The 17,634-nt window shown below is 70.6% G+C and carries 14 protein-coding genes, 1 tRNA gene and 2 pseudogenes; 12 read left to right on the plus strand and 5 right to left on the minus strand.

Translation table 11 applies throughout. The features are described 5' to 3' along the window. Positions 1-1,008, minus strand: a pseudogene (locus PAI11_RS11840) (hypothetical protein); the annotation flags it as partial. A gap of 205 nt (positions 1,009-1,213) precedes the next feature. On the opposite strand from PAI11_RS11840, the gene PAI11_RS11845 reads away from it, so the two are divergent. From PAI11_RS11845 to PAI11_RS28135, 3 genes are all read left to right on the plus strand, one after another. Next, positions 1,214-2,131, plus strand: a complete 918-nt coding sequence (locus tag PAI11_RS11845; RefSeq protein WP_007574877.1) for a glycosyltransferase family 2 protein — start codon at positions 1,214-1,216, stop codon at positions 2,129-2,131. A 74-nt stretch (positions 2,132-2,205) separates the two neighbouring features. Next, positions 2,206-2,279 (plus strand) — tRNA-Asp (locus PAI11_RS11850). A 74-nt stretch (positions 2,280-2,353) separates the two neighbouring features. Continuing rightward, positions 2,354-2,911 carry a hypothetical protein gene (locus PAI11_RS28135; RefSeq protein WP_040599998.1) on the plus strand — a complete coding sequence of 186 codons (558 nt, stop codon included), beginning with the start codon at positions 2,354-2,356 and terminating at the stop codon, positions 2,909-2,911. Here PAI11_RS28135 and PAI11_RS28480 read toward each other — a convergent pair. Then, positions 2,795-3,823, minus strand: a pseudogene (locus PAI11_RS28480) (recombinase family protein); the annotation flags it as partial. The gene PAI11_RS28135 and the pseudogene PAI11_RS28480 overlap by 117 nt on opposite strands. A gap of 99 nt (positions 3,824-3,922) precedes the next feature. After that, the gene (locus PAI11_RS11860) at positions 3,923-4,828 is read right to left on the minus strand and encodes a replication-relaxation family protein (protein ID WP_050897220.1); all 906 of its coding nucleotides are present in this window, start codon (positions 4,826-4,828) and stop codon (positions 3,923-3,925) included. A gap of 506 nt (positions 4,829-5,334) precedes the next feature. Between PAI11_RS11860 and PAI11_RS11865 the strand changes: the two genes are divergently transcribed. From PAI11_RS11865 to PAI11_RS11890, 6 genes are all read left to right on the plus strand, one after another. Next, positions 5,335-6,696: an AAA family ATPase gene (locus PAI11_RS11865; RefSeq protein WP_040599999.1), complete on the plus strand. Its 1,362-nt coding sequence runs from the start codon at positions 5,335-5,337 to the stop codon at positions 6,694-6,696. A 2-nt stretch (positions 6,697-6,698) separates the two neighbouring features. Then, positions 6,699-7,550 carry a hypothetical protein gene (locus tag PAI11_RS11870; RefSeq protein ID WP_040600001.1) on the plus strand — a complete coding sequence of 284 codons (852 nt, stop codon included), beginning with the start codon at positions 6,699-6,701 and terminating at the stop codon, positions 7,548-7,550. Between the two features lie 319 nt (positions 7,551-7,869). Continuing rightward, positions 7,870-8,934, plus strand: a complete 1,065-nt coding sequence (locus PAI11_RS11875) for a hypothetical protein (protein WP_138974270.1) — start codon at positions 7,870-7,872, stop codon at positions 8,932-8,934. Continuing rightward, positions 8,931-9,383: a hypothetical protein gene (locus PAI11_RS11880; RefSeq protein ID WP_138974272.1), complete on the plus strand. Its 453-nt coding sequence runs from the start codon at positions 8,931-8,933 to the stop codon at positions 9,381-9,383. Before PAI11_RS11875 ends, PAI11_RS11880 begins: the two co-directional genes overlap by 4 nt. Next, positions 9,380-11,395, plus strand: coding sequence for a coiled-coil domain-containing protein (locus PAI11_RS11885; RefSeq protein WP_007574886.1), 2,016 nt, complete (start codon positions 9,380-9,382; stop codon positions 11,393-11,395). Before PAI11_RS11880 ends, PAI11_RS11885 begins: the two co-directional genes overlap by 4 nt. A gap of 391 nt (positions 11,396-11,786) precedes the next feature. Beyond that, entirely contained in the window at positions 11,787-12,269 is a 483-nt protein-coding gene (locus tag PAI11_RS11890; protein ID WP_007574888.1) for a hypothetical protein, read from the plus strand. Between the two features lie 119 nt (positions 12,270-12,388). Here PAI11_RS11890 and PAI11_RS11895 read toward each other — a convergent pair whose 3' ends face one another. Next, on the minus strand, positions 12,389-13,513 hold the full coding sequence (locus PAI11_RS11895; RefSeq protein WP_170320721.1) for a hypothetical protein: 1,125 nt from the start codon (positions 13,511-13,513) through the stop codon (positions 12,389-12,391). A gap of 307 nt (positions 13,514-13,820) precedes the next feature. Further along, the gene (locus PAI11_RS11900) at positions 13,821-14,843 is read right to left on the minus strand and encodes an AraC family transcriptional regulator (protein WP_170320722.1); all 1,023 of its coding nucleotides are present in this window, start codon (positions 14,841-14,843) and stop codon (positions 13,821-13,823) included. Positions 14,844-14,926: 83 nt separating this feature from the next. Between PAI11_RS11900 and PAI11_RS11905 the strand changes: the two genes are divergently transcribed. From PAI11_RS11905 to PAI11_RS11915, 3 genes are all read left to right on the plus strand, one after another. Further along, positions 14,927-16,402, plus strand: a complete 1,476-nt coding sequence (locus PAI11_RS11905; protein WP_007574891.1) for a flavin-containing monooxygenase — start codon at positions 14,927-14,929, stop codon at positions 16,400-16,402. A 69-nt stretch (positions 16,403-16,471) separates the two neighbouring features. Next, positions 16,472-17,038 (plus strand): HhH-GPD-type base excision DNA repair protein, encoded by a 567-nt coding sequence (locus PAI11_RS11910; RefSeq protein ID WP_007574892.1) that lies wholly within the window; start codon positions 16,472-16,474, stop codon positions 17,036-17,038. A 79-nt stretch (positions 17,039-17,117) separates the two neighbouring features. Beyond that, entirely contained in the window at positions 17,118-17,549 is a 432-nt protein-coding gene (locus PAI11_RS11915; protein WP_007574893.1) for an acyl-CoA thioesterase, read from the plus strand. The last annotated feature ends 85 nt before the right edge of the window (positions 17,550-17,634 follow it).

Below are 17,634 nucleotides of genomic sequence, written 5' to 3' on the forward strand. Positions count from 1 at the left end.
GGTCGGCTCGGCGACGGGGGCGGGCGTCTCGACCTCGGACGCCTCGACCTGCGACTCGGGATCGGGTGCCTGGGCGGCCTCGGCCTCGGCGAGCGCGGCGCGCAGCTTGGCGCCCAGCTCGCCGCCGATGCCGGACTCGCCGAGCGAGTAGACGCCGCCGGGGATCCCCGGCTCGCGGCGGCGACGCTCGCGGCGGTCGTCGCCACCGGGCCCGCGGCGGCCACGGTCGGGCCGCTGATCGCGGGGCGGCGCCATCGCCGAGCGCACGTCCTGGGTCCGGGCGAGCGAGAGCAGCGCCCAGGCGGCCTTCTGGTCCTCGCCGCCCTCGCCGCTGACGTCGACGCGGCGGGCGCGCTCGGCGAACACCTGCTGGGTCGGGCGGTCGCCCTGGAGCGCGGTGTTGACGCGCGCGACGCCGAGCCGCTCGGCGGCGGCGCGGACCTGCTCGCGCTGGTCGCTGGTGCCGGCGACGGCGGTGCGGGCGATCGGCAGGATGTCGCGGGCGCGGACGGCCGCGAGGATGATCCAGGCGGCCTGGTCGTCGGTCTCGGGCTCGGCGCGGTAGGCGCGCCGCCCGAACTCGCGTCCCGAGGAGCCCTCGCCGGCGAGGATGTCCGCGACGACGAAGCGCCCGGCGGCGTCGACCGCCCACGCGATCGCCTCTGGATCGGGGTCCATCGCTCGCAGCAGCTCGAGCCGCTGGCGCAGGAAGATCTCGTCCCAGGCGAACCGCCGGGGACCCTGGAACTGCTGGCGCCGGCGGCGGGGGCGGCGCTTGCCGCGGCGACCCTCGCCCTTGGGCTGGTCCTCGCTGCCGTCGGCCTGCTCGCTGCCGTCGACCTGTTCGCTGCCGTCGGCCTGCTGCTGGTCGACCTCGGCCGGCGTGCCTGCGTCTTCGGCGGGAGCGACCTCGACGGGCGCGGACTCGGGCGCGGCCGACGGAGCGCTCGCGTCGGCGTCGCCGGACGGGCCCTCCGGGGCCGGCGCCTCGGCCGGCGGATCTGCCACTGCCCGCAGGGCGTCGCCCGGCGCCTGAGGCGTCGGCGGCTCCGGAGCCGGCGTGGGCTCCGGGCGATGGTCCTCCGCAGGGGCGGGGACGCTGCGCTGCGGCTCGGTGTCGTCGGGCGCCACCACGGGAGGCGAACGCTACCGGGAAGGCGGGTCGGACGCAGCCGTCACCGATCGAGGTCGTGGCCGGATAGGCTCGGGCGCCGTGCGTGCCGGCGTCGTCCTCCCCGTTCGCGGGTTCAGTCCGTACCTGATCCAGACGCTCGACGCGGTTCTGGCCCAGACCCGCCCGGCCGCCGCCGTGGTGGTCGTCGACGACGGCTCGACGCGTCCGGTCGCGCTCCATCCCGATCACGTCGGGCGGGTCCAGCTGCTGCGGCTCGATCGCTCGCGGGGACCGGGAGCGGCGCGCAACGCCGGCGTCGCCGCCCTGCCCGAGGACGTCGACTTCGTCGCCTTCTGCGATCACGACGACGTCTGGGATCCGGGGCACCTGGCCGCCCACGCCCGCGCGATCCAGCGCCATCCCGAGGCGTCGATCCTGACCGGCGACACGACGATCGTCGGCCCCGACGACCGGCCGACCGGCGAGCGGTGGAACGCGCTCCACCCCGGCGCGCACCGCTCGTTCCTGGTGCTGCCGCTGGTCTACGAGCGCCATCCACTCTGCACCTCGGCGACGGTCGTCCGCCGCGCTGCGCTCGAGGCGGTCGGGGGCTTCGACGAGGAGCTGCCACAGGCCGAGGACCTCGACCTGTGGCTGAGGCTGCTCGAGGCTGGATCGGACCTCGTCGCGGTGCTCGGCGCCACGGTCCGCTACCGCCGTCATCCGGGCGGCCTGACCCATGACCTGATCACGCTCGCGGAGTCGCTGCTGCGGGTTCACCGCGCGCACGCCGAGCAGGTCCAGGCGCCCGTCGTCCGTCGCGCCACGGCCGCCGACCTGCGCGGCATGGCCACCGGCCTCGCGCGGGTCGGCGCGCACGAGCGCGCCCGCGCGGTCCTGGCGGAGGCCGACGCGCTGCTGCCCCCGCGCCCGGTCGAGCGACTGCGGCGCGCGCTGCTCGCGGTCCCGCTGCTGCGGACGCGGATCGGACGCGGAGATCCCTACGGCGCAGGCTGAGGAACCCGCTCCGGCGGCATCCGCGGGGCCGGCTGACGTCGCCCGGTCGATTCGTGCATACTTCTCAGCCCCCAGGGGGCGTAGCTCAGTTGGTTAGAGCGCCGGCCTGTCACGCCGGAGGTCGCGGGTTCGAGTCCCGTCGCTCCCGTCATTGTCACCCCGCCTTCGTGCGGGGTGTTCTTGTTCTTGGGCCTTCGTCGTGAAGTACGGCAGGTATGCGGCGTGTGGGCGGACAGCGACGATCGTGCCGTCGTCCTGCCAGACGCGATCGAAGAGCGTGGCCAGCAGCTTGCGCCGCTCGGTGGGATCGGGCTCGATCTCCCAGAAGCGGGCGAAGTCGTTGAGCAGTTCGGCCGCCTGGTCGAGGCGCGGGTCGGTCGGTGGTCCGAGGCGTTGCAGCTCCTCTTCGAGGGCTTGGCGCTTGAGGACGTAGCGGTCGCGGGAGAGGTCGCCGAGGACGTAGAGGTCCTGGAGGCGTTCGAGCTGGCCGGTCAGCTCGCGGCGGCGAGCGGGGTCATTGCCGTTGGTCGTAGCGGCCTGCGTGGCGATCGCGTCGAGCGCGGCGGCCTGGAGCTGGGTGTCCGGCCGGAAGTCGGCCAGCCAGGAGACGAGCTGCTCCTCCAGCGGCTCGGCCTGGCTGATCGGCTGGCTGCACTCGCCGCCGTGGCGGCGGGTCGAGCACTGGTAGCGGCGGATGCCGCCGCGGCTGCCGCGGGTGCCGTGCATGCGCTGGCCGCAGCGCTCGCAGTGCAGCAGCTTGCGCAGCACGTAGCCCGGTGATGGCCGGCCGGCCTTGACGACGCGGGCGCGCCAGCCGCGGACCTGCTGGACCTGGTCGAACAGCTCGTCGGTGATGATCGGCTCGTGCAGCCCGCGCACCGTGCGGTCCTTGTCGCGCAGGCCGGTGACATAGCCGGCGTAGGAGGCGTTGACGAGCATCTCGCGGACCGTGTCCTTGCCGAAGGCGCGGCCGCGGGCGGTGCGCGCGCCGCGGGCGTTGAGCCACTCGGCGATCGTCCGGTCGGACTCCTGCCCGGTCGCGTAGCGCTCGTACATCTCGCGGACCAGCGGCGCGCGCTCGGGATCGGCCGTGGCGATCCCGTCCTCGCCGCGGACGTAGCCCCAGGGCAGCTGGCCGACGAGGTGGCCCTGGCGGGCCTTCTCCCGAAGCCCGGTGCGCGTCCAGAACGACAGCGACACCGAGTAGTACTCGTCGAACATCTCGTGGATGGACTCGGCCAGGAACGTCGACGGGTCGGTCGGGTCGTCGCCCATCGGCTGGGTGACCGAGACCACGCGGATGTCGAGCGTCTCTCGCAGGAGCTGCTTGTAGCGGCGGGCCTCGGCCTGGTTCCGGGCGAAGCGCGACGTGTGGTAGACGAGGACGACATCGAAGGCCCGCTCGGCAGCGTCGGCCATCAGCCGCTGAAACTGCGGCCGCGACTCGGACTTGCGCCAGCCCGAGTGGAAGTCGGCGTACTCCTCGACGATCGCCAGGCCATTCTCGGCGGCGAAGGTCCGGATTGCCTGGCGCTGGGCGTCGGGTGAGAAGCCCTCGTCCTGCTCCTCGGTGGACTCGCGGACGTACGCCGCGGCCCGGGCGCTACCGGTCACAGCGCTCGCGTCCGCGTCTGAGCCACCAGTCGGAAAACCAGGCGGCGAAGTCAGTGGTGCTCGCTGCAGGTCGGTCATCGCAGGGCCTCCGCTCGGTGACGAGCCGTCGGCGTTGCGGGTCGGCGCGACGGCGCTGGCGATCGCATGCAGCAGCTCTAGCTGGATCGGGCGAGGTTCTCAACTCTCTGGCTCCTCGTCGTCCCTGGGCCGCACCCAGGCCCGCTGGCTGCCGGGGTCCTCGATCGGCGTGAAGATCGGCGCCTCTGGGCCGTCGGCGAGCAGATCCTCCAGCAGGCAGCAGGAGACCAGCCCGGCCAGCCGGTCGCCCTCGAAGGAGCGCGCGAGCGCCAGCGCCCGGTGGCCGCGCCGCCGCAGCTGGCCCCGCGGGCGGTGCGCAAGCACGACCAGGACGTGCGGGAACACCGGAAAATGGCGCCGCCACAGCGGCTGCTCGCCGGGCGCCGCCTTCGCACCGCGATAGTCGAGCAGCCGCGAGTAGCGCACGAGCTTCTGCGCCAGCGCGTCCGTGGCCATCGTGCCGCGGTCCAGCTCGATGAAGCGGTAGTCGACGGTCACCCGGCCAGCGGTCACGGTGGTGTAGGTGAGCACCGCGTCGGCGATCAGCAGCTCGCCCTTGCCGCGCTGCGCCCCGCCGCCGATCGGGTGCGCGATCTCATGCCGCCAGGCAAGCGGCGGGCAGTCATCGTCGTGCCGGCGCGCGTTGCGCACGAACGCCAGCCCGACATCGTTGACAGCCAGCGTGTGCTGCTGCAACGGACCGGCCGCCTGCTCACGACGCACGAGCTTGCGCCGCAGCTCCCCGCGGCTGGGGATCGTCTCGACGGCATCGGCGCCGCGCGCGGTGAGGAAGTGCAGCTTCTCGCCGCCGGGCCGCCGAACGCTCTCGGTCAACCCGGCCTGCTCGGTGTCGAAGAGCAGGCGCTGGCACCACCGCAGCGAGGTATCGGGCGTGTGCAGTTCATGCACCTGCGCGGTCGACAGCAGCCGGTGCTGGTACAAGCTCTCCAGGATCTCCACCGCCGTCGCGCTGAGCCTGCGCACCTGGGCCGCCGCGACCGTCATAGCCGCCCCCGACCTGGGAAGAGCGCAGGCGAGCGCGGTTCGCAGGGGGAGAGTTGTCGGTAGATAGATGTCGCCGCCGTCAACGGCGCGAACGAGCCGATGAACACGCGCCCTGGCGCAGATTGCGCCACGCCCGGCGACGAACACACGGGCGAACCGAACCGCGAACCGGGGATCGACCCACGGCGCGAACCGGAGAGCGAACAGCGCCGACCGTGCGGTTGGCGTTGAGTAACGTGGAGGTGCCTCATACCGCCTTCTCTGGCACGAGAAGCTGATCCGTTGTCGGACGGGTGTGCGGTGGTAGCGAGCGGCGTCGCTCGTACGCCTTGCGCTGTCGGTGCTGATGTCCCCTCGCACGCGCGCGATGGAGCGACGGCCTCACAGCGGCGCGTCGCAGACAGCGCCTGGACCGCCGCGCCCAGCAACCCGACGGCAAACCTGGACGGATCGGCCAGCGTCCGAGATAGAGTCGGGTCGCTCGTCACTTCAATCTTGGGAGCGGGATGCCGCAACTGACCTCCGTGGAGGTTGAGGGACTCCTCGGCCGGTTTGACCACGAGATTCAGTTCGACGCCGATTGGGACTTCGTGATCGTTCATGGCCCAAACGGAATCGGGAAGACAAAACTCCTCGAACTGGTCTACTCGCTGTGTGGAGGCCGGCTCCATCGCGTGTTTCGCCTGCCCTTCGATACCGCAGAGCTGAAATACGACGACGGGACGTCGCTGCGCGTAGTGAAGTCCGGCCAACAAGCGCTTCCCGGTATGGAGGAGGCGCCTGATCTTCCGCGCCTGCACATCGCGGTATCCGGGCCGCTCGGCGATATCGAATTCGATATGGGGCCGGAGGCGACGGTCCCCGAGTCGCGGCTGCGCATGATCGAGAGGGAGTTGCCTCTAGACAGAATTGGGCCGGAGCTCTGGTACGACTTCGAACTCGGCGACAACATCTCGCTACCCGAGGTAGTGCACCGCTACGGAGGTATGTTTCCTGATGACTTCTTCGGTCGAATCCGCGGCTCTCTCCCAGAGCAGTATCAAGCCCTCGTCGACGCGAATCCCGTACATCTCATTGAGACACAGCGCCTGTTGGCGCCTCGGGTAGATCGCTCGGCGCAGGGGCGGCGAGCGCCCTCGCCGATGACCGTCGTCCGGTATTCCGCCGACATGAAAAGCCGGATTAGCGACGCTCTGGCGCGAAACTCAACCACGACCCAGCGTCTTGACCGCAGCTTCCCGAGGCGCGTCATGACCGCGCAAGATCCGGAGGTAACCGACGAGCAGATCCGCGACCGATACAGGGAGCAGGGCGCACTTCGGGACCGGCTTACGGCCGTGTCGCTGATCGACGCAGCTGAAGCCGACCTGCCGCTACCTGACCGCGAATTGGAGGCGTGGGAGCGCCGATTCCTGTGGATCTACCTTGAGGACACGGACGAAAAGCTGGCCACGTTCGTCCCTTTGCTACAGCGACTTCAGTTGTTCAGCGAGATCGTCAACGCGCGCTTTCTCTTCAAGGACCTGAGGATCGATCGAGAGCGCGGATTCCACTTTGTCACCGACGACCTCAAGGAGATCGGTCCGGCTTCTCTCTCGTCGGGTGAGCAGCATGAACTCGTACTTGCCTACGACCTGCTGTTCAACGTCTCGTCTGGGAGCCTCGTGCTCATCGACGAGCCTGAGATATCGCTGCACGTTTCGTGGCAGCAGGAGTTTCTCAACGACCTAACCCGCGTATCGGAACTTCAGTCTCTCCGATTCATGATCGCCACGCACTCCCCGCAGGTGATTCACAAATGGTGGCATAGAGCCAAGGCCTTGTACGACACCCCACCACACGGCCTTGAGCGGCCGACTGACGCCTGAGCATGCAGGGCATCCTCACCGGCCACGACCTCGCCAACTGGTTGAGCATGCTTCGATCGACCGATCGTCGGACGTTCGTCATCGTCGAGGGCCCGACGGACGCACAGGCGCTCGACCCGCACATCAACGAGGCGCTCGCGGTCACGTTCCCGGCGCACGGGAAGGACAAGGCCGACGAGGCCATCAATCTGCTGGAGGCGCGGAGCTTCGGTCGCGTGCTCGCGGTTCTTGACCGCGACTGGGTCGGAATGCTCGACCAACCCTCAGCCGCGGCCAATGTCGTGTACACGGACGACTACGACCTCGACTCGACTGTCTTCTTCAGCGGGAGCGTCCTCGAGCGCGTGGTGACGGCTCATTCTGATCGTGACTCACGTCATGCACATCTCGCGCAGTGCGGAAGCTCGACCGTCGAAGCCATCGTGATCCGCCTCGCGGGCCCGATAGGCCTTGTGCGGTACTTCAGCGACCGCCACGGTCACGGCGTGAACTGCCAGCGATTTCCGGTTCACGCGGCGATGACCGCGAGCAAGGATGAACTTGACATCCCACTCCTCGCGCGGATCACGATCAGCCGATCAGGTGACGCCAAAGTCACTGCCGCAGTCGTCGAACGGCATGTGCAAACCGAGATGGCCAACCGCCCTGCGTTGCGCGACTTCTCGTGCGGGCACGACGTTGCGACTGCGGTCGCCGCGCTTCTCCGCCACTGGGGTACCTCGATGAGCCCTGATGCTGTGGAGGCCGCGGCGCGCGCCGCGTTCTCGTGTGCAGACCTCAAGACGACTGCCCTTCACCAGCGAGTCTCGGCTTGGTCCAATGCACATGCCGCCCCAATTTGGGCCTGTACGTGACGTGGCGTCATGGGATGCCACGGGCTACGCCGGGCGCTGTCGTGGACGGCGGTGCCCGTGTTTCGTCTGGCGCCGGTCGACGCCGAACTCCCAGGGGTAGATCCGCGACTCCATCAATCCAGGGGTAGATCCAGGTCTCCGTCAAACCCAGCCCGCCTCAGTCGGCGCGGTCGTTCGCAACCTGCGCAAGTAGGCCAACCTCAAGCAGGCAGAGCTGGACAACGGCGCCGCGCTGTCGCGCAACAGCATCGTCGAGATGGGGCCGGCCGGGTTGACCCGACGGTCAGCACTTTGTCTGCTGATCGCCGACCAGTTCGGGATGGCCTGCTCCGAGGTGCTCGCGCGCGTTGAGCGCGAGCGCGAGCAACCGTCGCGCCCCGGGCGCTGCGCTTGGCCGGCCCTGCCGTCGTGGTCGCCTGCCCCGGGTGATTCTGTGGAAGCTGGGGTGCAGGCGGTGCGGCGCTGGGCGGTGTTGCATACGCTCATGCGTGTCATGTCACGCGGTGACCAGGCGCTCGACTTCGAGGGCAACGAGTGGGAGGAGTTCTGCCGGCAGGCGCTGAGTCGCAAGTTCGGCGCGGCGTGGCAGAAGATCCCTGCGAAGAACCGCGGCGACTGGGGACTCGAGGGGTTCGTCCGACAGCAGGGCATCGTCGTGCAGTGCTACGCCGACGACTCGGTCTCAAACCAGGACCGCACGACCAAGCAGAAGGCCAAGCTGACCGCCGACGTGCCCAAGCTGCAGCGCAACACCACGGTGTTGGAGGCGGTGCTCGACATGCAGGTCGACAGCTACGTCTTCCTCGTCCCGCGGTTCGACGACAAGGAGCTGCTTCCGCACGCCAAGACCAAGTCCGACCTCGCACGCGGCTGGGGCCTCCCGTGGATCGCGCCGTCGTTCGCGATCACCGTCAACGACATCGACTTCCTCAAAGAGGAGTGGGAGGCGCTTCGCGGCGCGATGCGCCCGGTCATCGAACTCGCGCCCGCTGCGGCGTTTGCGCCGAACGCGGCGCTGGTCGAGACGCTCGTCCGCAAGCTCGACGTGATCCCGCGCCTCGCCGCGGATGCGGGGCGTGCCGACACCTGGCGGCAGATGCTGGTGCGCAACTACGTCGACGGCAACGGCATCCTGCTGCGCCTGGACGAGATCAGCCCCGACTACCACGACCGCATCACCCGGATCGTCGCGGGCCGCGAGAAGCACCTCGCGCTGCGCACCGACGCCTCGGAGCCGCTCGACGATCTGATGGAGCTGACCAGCTCGCTCGCGGAGGCGATCCACCGCGACATCTCGGCCATTGACGACGCCGACGTGCAGAGCATCGCGGGGAACATCGTCGCGGACTGGCTGATGCGCTGCCCCCTGGAGTACGCACCGTGAGCACCCCCGACACCGGACGTCTGATCTTCACTCCCCGGCCGGCACCGGTGTCGCCGCGCCTGCGCCCGGCACACCGCGTCGCGCTGCTGCTGGAAATGATCGACAAGTGCCACGGCGCAAAGGCCACGCTGCTGCAGTTGCACGCCATCGACACCGCCCTGGCCGATCCCGACGCGCGTCGCCGACTCGCCGGCGACGACTCCCGCGACGTGGCGCTGTCGGCCGTCCGGGTCGACCCGGCGCTCAACCGCGCCGTCGACCGCGCGATCGGTGAAGGCCTGCTGTCGATGAACACCAACGCGACGGTCGAGCTCACCCCCGCGGGGCGCAACGCGCTGGAAGCCGTCCGCGGCGCAGACATCCTGCGCGCAGAGCGCGCCGCCCTCGCCGAGATCCCCGGGAAGATCACCCGGGGCAAGGCCCGGGCGGCGGCGGGGGCCCGCCCGTGAGCCTTCGCCTGCGCGCGCTGCGGCTGGTCGCGCACACCGAGGACGGGGCCTTCGGGCGCGATCTGCGCTTCGGCGACGGCCTGATCGTCCTGCGCGCCGAGAACTCGATGGGCAAGACCACCGCGATCAACTCGATCCTCTACGCGATGGGGATGGAGGGGCTGATCACCGAGCGCCACGCGGTGCCCCTAACGGCGGCGATGACCCAGCAGCTGCAGGCCCCCGACGGCCGGGTGCTCAACGTCAGCGAGTCGGTGGTGTCCCTGCAGATCGAGAACGACCGCGGGCAGGTCGCCACGCTGGAGCGCTACGCCAAACGGCAGACGGGGGACACGCGGACGATCCGCGCCTGGGATGCGCCGCGTCTGACCGCGCCAACACCCGACGACACCTTCCGCGACATGCTCGCCCGCGTCCAGGGGTCGGGCGTCGGGCAGATGGCGATCGGGCAGTGGCTGGAGCAGTTCATCGGCTGGGAGCTGCCGGTGATCGTGATGCCCGACGGCACCGAGCGGCGCCTGTACCCGGAGCTGATCATGGCCCTGATGTTCGTCGAGCAGCGAGGCGGCTGGGGCGGCATCCAAGCGGCGATGCCGACCTACGGCATCCCCGACGTGCGCAAGCGCGCCCGCGAGTACATCCTCGGCCTGACCGTCTACGAACGCCAGCGTCGCCGGCTGGAGCTGCGCCGCGCACTGGAGGAGCTGAAGCGCGACTGGACCGCGACGGTGCGCGCCGCGGAGTCCCAGCTGGGGGCAGTGGGCATCCGGCTGCAAGCTCCGGCCGACATCGACCCCGACTTCGGCGCCGACTCGCCGCTGCAAGCCTTCGACCTGCGCTCCTCGCGACCGCTCCCCGAGGAACTCTCCTCGGTCCGCAACGAGCTCGCGCAGCTCTCGGACGCGGCGGACACCGACCGCAGCGACGCGACGCTGTCCATCGATGAGGCCCGCTTGCGAACCCTGGAGTCTCAGCTTCAGAACGCGATGTTCGACGTGCGTCAGCGCGAACGCGACCTGCAGCGCCTCCGTCGCGAGCAGGCCGACCTCGCCGAGCAGACCGACCGCCTCGACGAGGACCTCGTCCGCAACAAGGACGCTCAGCGCCTACAGGGATTCGGCGGCGAGCCCTGGACCGACGACGATCGCGACTGCCCAACCTGTCATCAGGTGCTACCGCCCACGCTGTTGGGGACCCTGGACCGCCCGACGATGACCGTCGAGCAGAACATCGCCTACATCGAGCAGCAGAAGGAGGTGGTCCGCGCCGCGCAGGACCGCGCCGCCGCGGAGATCCAGCGGACCTTCGAGGTGCAGACCGCCGCACGGCAGGCGATCGCCGACACGCGCGCGGAGGTACGCGCGCTCCGCGACGCCCTCGTCCGGGCCCGCGGGGTGCCGTCGGCGGCCGACGTTCAGCGCCGCTTGAACCTCGAGCGGCGCATTGAGAGCCTAGCCGCGGCGGAGATCGAGCTTGGGGTGCTGCGCGACACCCTGACAGACGTCGCCGCGCGCGCCGCCGCCAACCGCGCCGAGATGACCGCGCTGCCCTCGGCCACGTTCACGCCGGCGGACGAGGCCCGCATCGCCCGCCTTCAGGAGGTCTTTCTCGACCAGCTGGGCTTCTACCACCCGGAGTCCCTGCCGCTGGGCGACCTCGAGATCTCGCGTGACAGCTACCTGCCGGCGGCCGGCAATGTCGACCTCGGCTTTCAGATCTCCGCCAGCGATGGCATCCGGCTGATTTGGGCCTACCTGCTCGGGCTGCTCGAGACGTCGCGCACAGTCGCGACGCCGCACCCCGGACTGCTGATCTTCGATGAGCCCAGGCAGCAGTCGGCCAAGGAACGCAGCCTCGAGATGCTCCTTCAGCGTGCCGCCCGCGCCCGGGAGTACGGCGAGCAGGTGCTGTTCGCGACCAGCGAGCCGCGCGCGAACCTCGACGCGATGCTCGCCGACATCGATGTGCAGTACGAGCCGATTGACGGGCGCCTGCTCATCCCGCGCAACTGAGCGCGCGCGGCGTGGGCCACGGGCTGATCGGCTCGCGTGGCTCTGTGTCGGCGCACACGTTGAGTGCCGCGGTCGGCGCGTCCGTGCCCAGTTGGACCGACGCACGGCTGTCGTAGAGGTCGTTGAGCGTCGATGACTGCGGCGCCGGCGTTCACTGCCAGCGCCGCGGCGTCGCCGGTGTCGGGGGACGCCGCGGGGTGCTCTACGCTTCCCTGAGCGCCACAGCCCAGGCGCCTCCTCCGAGCCGGTGTGCCCCACGCGCACAGGTGCCGGTGACGACGAGCAAGAGCTTCGCTCCGGGTGCAGGACCTTCCATTCCTCAGGGCTGGAGGGCGTGGGACTCCGGCAAGAAACGAGGACTGAGATGAATCACCGGAGCAGGAAGCAGGACGTGCGTCGCATCGCGTCGCGGGACGGCCTGAGCTACACCACGGCGCTGCGCACGCTCGAGGCTCAGGAGCGGCTGCTCGCTGGCCTCGAGGAGATGCTCAAGCGGCTGAGAGATTTCCTGAACGAGCGGCCGCTGCACCGCCTGTGGCTGGTGCACGGCTTCGAGGAGGGCGACATCACGCTCGTCGACATCGACCAGGTGCCGCTCGGCGGCGGCGGGCGGCACGGCGTGCAGATGACGCTGATGCAGCCGGTGGTCTGGGAGGTCCTGCCGAAGGTCATCCCGGCCCGGGCCAGCGACGTCCCGTCGACCAAGGAGGTCGACAACCTCAAGCTGTTGCTGACCAACTACATCGACAGTGGCGAGCTCGGCAACGCGCGCGTGGCCGAGTGGCGCGTGGAGCGCGACGAGAGCGAGGTGCCCAGCGCGGGCACCGCGCGCGACGCGCAGTGGACGGTCACGTTGACGGTTGTGCCCGAGTAGAGCGAGACCGTCGGCGCCTAGGCTGACGCCGCTTCGGGCGGTGTCGGCCCGGCGGGTCCGGTCACGCACGGAGTCGACTCGGACTCGGCGAGCAGGCACTGCCGGGAGTCGGTGATCTCTTATTTGACGGCGGACTGAGGCGCACGTATCGCCGCGCCGTTGCGCTGACCCATCGAGCCGGCATAGTCTGCTGATCGCGTCGGGTAGGCCGCTGTCGCGGCCCCCGTGGCGGCGCGGCGGCGCGCCTTGGCGATCGGTCCGAAGTCGCGCATGAGGGTGGCGTCGGTCATCTCGTGCGTCGATGCGCGCAGGCCGACGGGGCCGTCGAACGTCTCGGCTAGCGCGATGATGACCATCAGCACGCGGACGGCGTTCTCGCGTGTGCCGAAGCCGCCGGTGACGCCGTGCAGGATGGTATGGCGGTTGAGGCCGGGGTCGTCTGGGGCGGTGGTCGCGAAGCCGCGCTTGGCGAAGATCTCGGCGTCGATGACCTTCAGCGCGGGGTAGGTGACCATGCCGACGATGAGGTCGTCGGGGGTGCCCTCCTGGTCGGAGTCCAGTAGCTGCTCGAGCCGCCGGCCGACGCGCATGTTCTCGAGCACGCCGGACTTCTCGGCGATGACGCCCTCGATGATCGGCAGCAGGGTGGAGACGGATGCGTGCCAGCGCTCGTCCTCCATGCAGTCGAGCGCCTCCGCCAGCTGGTCCTTCCAGCGTGCCAGCGACGGGGACGCCAACAGGCCCTCACAGATCCACGTCCATGCCGCAGAGGCCGGGGCGACGGAGTCGACGCTGCGGCGCAGGTCGTGCGGGGCGTGGGCCTCGACCTGCTCGAGGACGTCGCGCAGGAAGGTCGCGTCCAGCGGCCGGTAGATCCCGGCGCGCGCGTAGAAGTCGCCGATCTCGCGGGCGACCATCATGACGTCCAGGCCGTCGAAGACGCGCTGGCCGGCAGGGCTCTCGGCCCACGTCCGGACGCGCTCGGCGCTCTGGTCGAGCGCGAGCTGCGCGGACTGCGCGAACTGGTGGATCTCGGCCGCGGTCTTGAGGACCGACTTGCCCTGCGGGGTCTCCGACCAGCGCTCGTAGCTGTCGGCAAACGCGCGCGCCCTGTTCTTGGCCCGCTCTACGAACCCGATCATCGTCTGCAGCGCGGGCGTCAGCGCGCCAGCGAGATTGTCGGTACGCAATGCGGACTCCTCCAGAGATGACTCGGGCTCGTCGGCCTGTTCGTCGATGGGCATTGCCTCCAGGGTAGGCACCGACATCCGGTCATTCGGACACCGGCAAGTGATGCAGTCGGCGGGGCGCCCGTGGGTTGCGTCCCGGTCGGAGCGCCGCCCAACCGCAACCACGCTTCCCCCGGCCTCGCCTCCATGATCCCAGTCACGCCGGCTTCAGCTTTGCGCGACACGCGCAAGCGCGTGGACGCGACGCTAGACCCGAATCTCAACCCCACGCCAAACGCGTGTCCCACGCCCGTCGCTCCCGCCTTCAGGGGAACCCCGCTACGGCGGGGTTTTTTCGTTCCGGGTTCCGGCCCGCCGGCGCTCAGGACGTGGAGATGCGCACCGCGCTCGGCGGCTGGCCGTGCCAGCGCTTGAACGCGTGCGTGAACGCCGTAGGATCGGCGTAGCCGACACGCCCGGCGACCTCGCAGACCGGCAGCCCGACGGTCTGCAGCAGCTCCAGCGCGAGCGTCATCGCGACCTCTTGGCGCAGCGCGCGGTAGCTCGTGCCCTCGGCGGCGAGGTGGCGGCGCAACGTGCGGACGTCGAAGTTGAGCCGCGTTGCGATCCGCGCGAGGGTCGGCATCGCCGAGGGGGTCTCGAGCAGCAGCGCGCGCACGTGCGCCGACGTCCCCGCGCGGCGCCGGCGCGCGTCCAGCAGCCGCACGCACTCCTGCTCGCACGCGCGGCGGGTCGCCGCGTCGGCCTGCTGCGGTGCCAGGTCGAGGTCGGCGGCTTCCATTTCGAGCACGTTGCAGGGTCCGCCGGCGAGGACCGGCACGGCGGGCTCGACTGCGGCGAGCGCCTGCGCGCGCGCCGCGCGCAACCGTGTCCGCAGCCGCAGATGCGCCTGTCGCGGATCGCCGAGGATCATGCGCAGGAAGACGAGGATCGCCGCCAGATCGCGCTCGATCAGCAGATCGCGGACGTCGGCGGGGATCTCGTCGTCGTCGGCGTGCAGCAGGATGCGTCGCCCGTCGCGCTCCAGGCTGACCCGTGCGAAGCCGGAGCTGAGCTCCCAGAACCGCATGGCGATCGCGAGCGTGTCGCCGAGCGTGGCAGAGGTCAGCAGCGCGAAGCCGAACACGCCGAACGTGCTGATCGTCGTCCGCACGCCGGCGTCCACTCCCAGTCCCGGGAGGTCGCCGAGGGCCGCGATCAGGTTGCGCGCGATCGCGATCTCCTGTCCCGCCTCGACCCGGACCTCGGGGTCGTCGACGTCGGCGTGGGTCAGTCCGGTGCCCGCCACGACCTGCTCGACCGTCAGCCCGTGGGCGCACCCCGACTCGACCAGCATCCGCAGGCCGGCCCCGGCGCGCACGAAGTCCCAGCTCGGCGTGGGCACGCTGCGCATCATGTCCGATTCGACCAGGTCGGCGTCCGATCCCGTCATTCACGCCGCGCCACGCTCCTGACACGGTGTCCAGCATGAAGCGCACTCCCACGATCGCGATCATCGGCGGCGCCATGTCGGGCTTGTGCATGGCGGCCAAGCTCAAGGCGGCGGGCATCACCACCTTCACGATCTACGAGCAGGGCTCCCAGCTCGGTGGCACCTGGCGCGACAACACCTACCCGGGCCTCACCTGCGACGTGCCGTCCCGCTTCTACCAGTTCCGGTTCGCGCCCAACCCGGACTGGTCGCGGTGGTTCTCGGGCGGCGCGGAGATCTGGCGCTACTTCGACGGGATCGCCGACCGGCTCGGCCTGCGCGAGCACGTCGAGCTGAACAGCGAGGTCGTAGACGCGCGCTTCGAGGGCCAGCGGTGGACCGTGGCGTTCGCCGACGGTCGCGAGATCGAGGTGGACTTCCTGATCTCCGCGTGCGGCCTGCTGCGGGTGCCGCGCTACCCGGACATCCCGGGCCTCGACAGCTTCGACGGCGCGGCCTTCCACTCGGCCCGCTGGGACCACGAGGTGCCCGTCGCCGGCCGGCGCGTGGGCCTGATCGGGACCGGCTCGACCGGTGCCCAGATCGTCGGCGCGCTCGGCGGCGTCGCGGGCGACCTGAAGATGTTCCAGCGGACCGCGCAGTGGGTCTTCCCGATGTACAACCCGCGCTTCTCGCGGCTCACGCGCGCGCTCCACCGCCGCTTCCCGAAGCTCGACACGCTCGCCTACGACGCCTGCCGGGCCACGATCGACTGGGTGGCCATGGCGCTCGTCGCCCCGGGGCGACGTCGTGACGCGATCCAGGCCATCTGCCGCCGGCACCTGCGCAAGAAGGTGGCCGACCCGGACCTGCGCGTCGCGCTGACCCCCGGCTACGAGCCGATGTGCAAGCGGATCGTGATCTCGTCGGACTTCTACCCGGCGATCCAGCGCGACGACGTCCACCTGATCACCGACGGCATCGAGCGGGTCGAGCCCCGGGGCGTTCGCACGGCGGACGGCACGCTGCACGAGCTCGACGTGCTCGTGCTCGCCACCGGCTTCGACGCGCACGCCTACTTCCAGCCGATGACGCTGACCGGCCGCGACGGTCTGACGCTCCGGGAGGCGTGGGCGGACGGTCCCCGCGGCTACATGACCGTCGCGCTGCCCGGGTTCCCGAACTTCTTCATGCTCATGGGTCCGCACAGCCCGGTCGGCAACTACAGCCTCACGGAGATCGCCGAGACGCAGGCCGGCTACGTCGTGCAGTGGATCGAGTTGTGGCGCGACGGCCGCTACGGGGCCGCCGAGCCGCGCCAGGACGCGACCGATCGCTTCAACGCGCGGCTGCGCGAGGCGATCCCGGGCACCGTCTGGGCGAGCGGCTGCAACAGCTGGTACCTGGACGAGGACGGGATCCCGGAGCTGTGGGCGTGGGCGCCCAAGCGCCACCGGCAGGAGCTCAGCGCCCCGCGGCTCCACGACTTCGAACTCGAGCCGGTCGCCGTGCCGGCGGTCGCTCCGGGTTGACCGTCGCGCGGGTCTCGCGGTCCGGTCGCCCGGCCTGACAGGCTCGACGGCCGCCGCTACGATCGATTCGTGTCCGGTCCCGATCGCCTCTACTTCACGGAGTCCGACGAGGCGAACGCGCTGATCGCCGCCGATCCGATGGCGCTGCTGGTCGGCTTCGTGCTCGACCAGCAGGTGACGGTCCAGAAGGCGTTCATGGGGCCGCTGGTGCTGCGGGAGCGGCTCGGGTCGCTCGACGCGGACGCGATCGCCAGCGCCGATCTCGAGGCGATCTTCCGGGAGAAGCCGGCGATCCACCGCTTCCCCGGATCGATGGCCGAACGGGTCCAGGCGATGGCCGCGCACGTCCGCGACCACTACGACGGCGACGCCGCGCGGGTCTGGACCGACGCCGCCGACGCGGCGGCGCTGCGGGCCAACCTCGCCGCGCTGCCGGGCTTCGGCGAGATGAAGATCAAGTCGCTCGGCTCGGTGCTGGCTCACCGCTTCGGGGTCGCGGCCGCCGAGGAGCTGGTGCCGTGGCACCCGACGCTCGGCAACGTCGACTCGCCGCAGGCGCTGTCCGACTACCAGGCGATGAAGAAGCTCCACAAGGCCGAGTGGACGAAGGCCGCCGGCCCGCCGGCGTCGGCATGATGGCGTGAGGGCCGGCCGCGCCGCCGGGCCGCGCCGTCTCCCGCGATCGCCGGCGGCGCGGGCCTGCTAGGAATCGCCGATGCCCGACGCCGCGCCGCCGACCCTCGCGGACTTCCCCTTCGCCAGCACGATCACGACGCGCTGGAAGGACAACGACGTCTACGGCCACGTCAACAACGTCGAGTACTACTCGTACTTCGACAGCGCGATCAACAGCTTCCTGATCCGCGAGGGCGGGCTCGAGATCGCCACCGGCGACGCGATCGGCGTCTGCGCCCAGTCCCAGTGCCGCTTCCTGGCCTCGGTCAGCTTCCCCGGCGACGTCCGCTGCGGAGTCCGGGTCGGCCGGCTCGGCACCTCCAGCGTCACCTACGAGCTGGGCCTCTTCGACGACGCCGCGACGCTCGTCGCCGAGGGCACGTTCACCCACGTCTTCGTCGACCGCGAGACGCGGCGGCCGGTGCCGATCCCGGCGGGGTTGCGGGAGGCGCTGGGGCGGCTGGTGGGGTGAGGTGGGCTGACCCCGAGTGGGGGAGGGACGGGGGACGCGCCGGCAGCGTGACCCGCGCGTGCGCGGCACCCTGGGGCCGGTCTAG

It is taken from the genome of Patulibacter medicamentivorans (assembly GCF_000240225.1).
GTDB classification, from domain to species: Bacteria; Actinomycetota; Thermoleophilia; order Solirubrobacterales; family Solirubrobacteraceae; genus Patulibacter; species Patulibacter medicamentivorans.

What these genes read in the sequence shown, in the direction of transcription:
- PAI11_RS11860 (WP_050897220.1), bottom strand. Translation starts at nt 4,828, where the DNA reads ATGACGGTCGCGGCGGCCCAGGTGCGCAGGCTCAGCGCGACGGCGGTG.
- PAI11_RS11865 (WP_040599999.1), top strand. Translation starts at nt 5,335, where the DNA reads ATGCCGCAACTGACCTCCGTGGAGGTTGAGGGACTCCTCGGCCGGTTT.
- PAI11_RS11870 (WP_040600001.1), top strand. Translation starts at nt 6,699, where the DNA reads ATGCAGGGCATCCTCACCGGCCACGACCTCGCCAACTGGTTGAGCATG.
- PAI11_RS11875 (WP_138974270.1), top strand. Translation starts at nt 7,870, where the DNA reads ATGGCCTGCTCCGAGGTGCTCGCGCGCGTTGAGCGCGAGCGCGAGCAA.
- PAI11_RS11895 (WP_170320721.1), bottom strand. Translation starts at nt 13,513, where the DNA reads ATGCCCATCGACGAACAGGCCGACGAGCCCGAGTCATCTCTGGAGGAG.
- PAI11_RS11905 (WP_007574891.1), top strand. Translation starts at nt 14,927, where the DNA reads ATGAAGCGCACTCCCACGATCGCGATCATCGGCGGCGCCATGTCGGGC.
- PAI11_RS11915 (WP_007574893.1), top strand. Translation starts at nt 17,118, where the DNA reads ATGCCCGACGCCGCGCCGCCGACCCTCGCGGACTTCCCCTTCGCCAGC.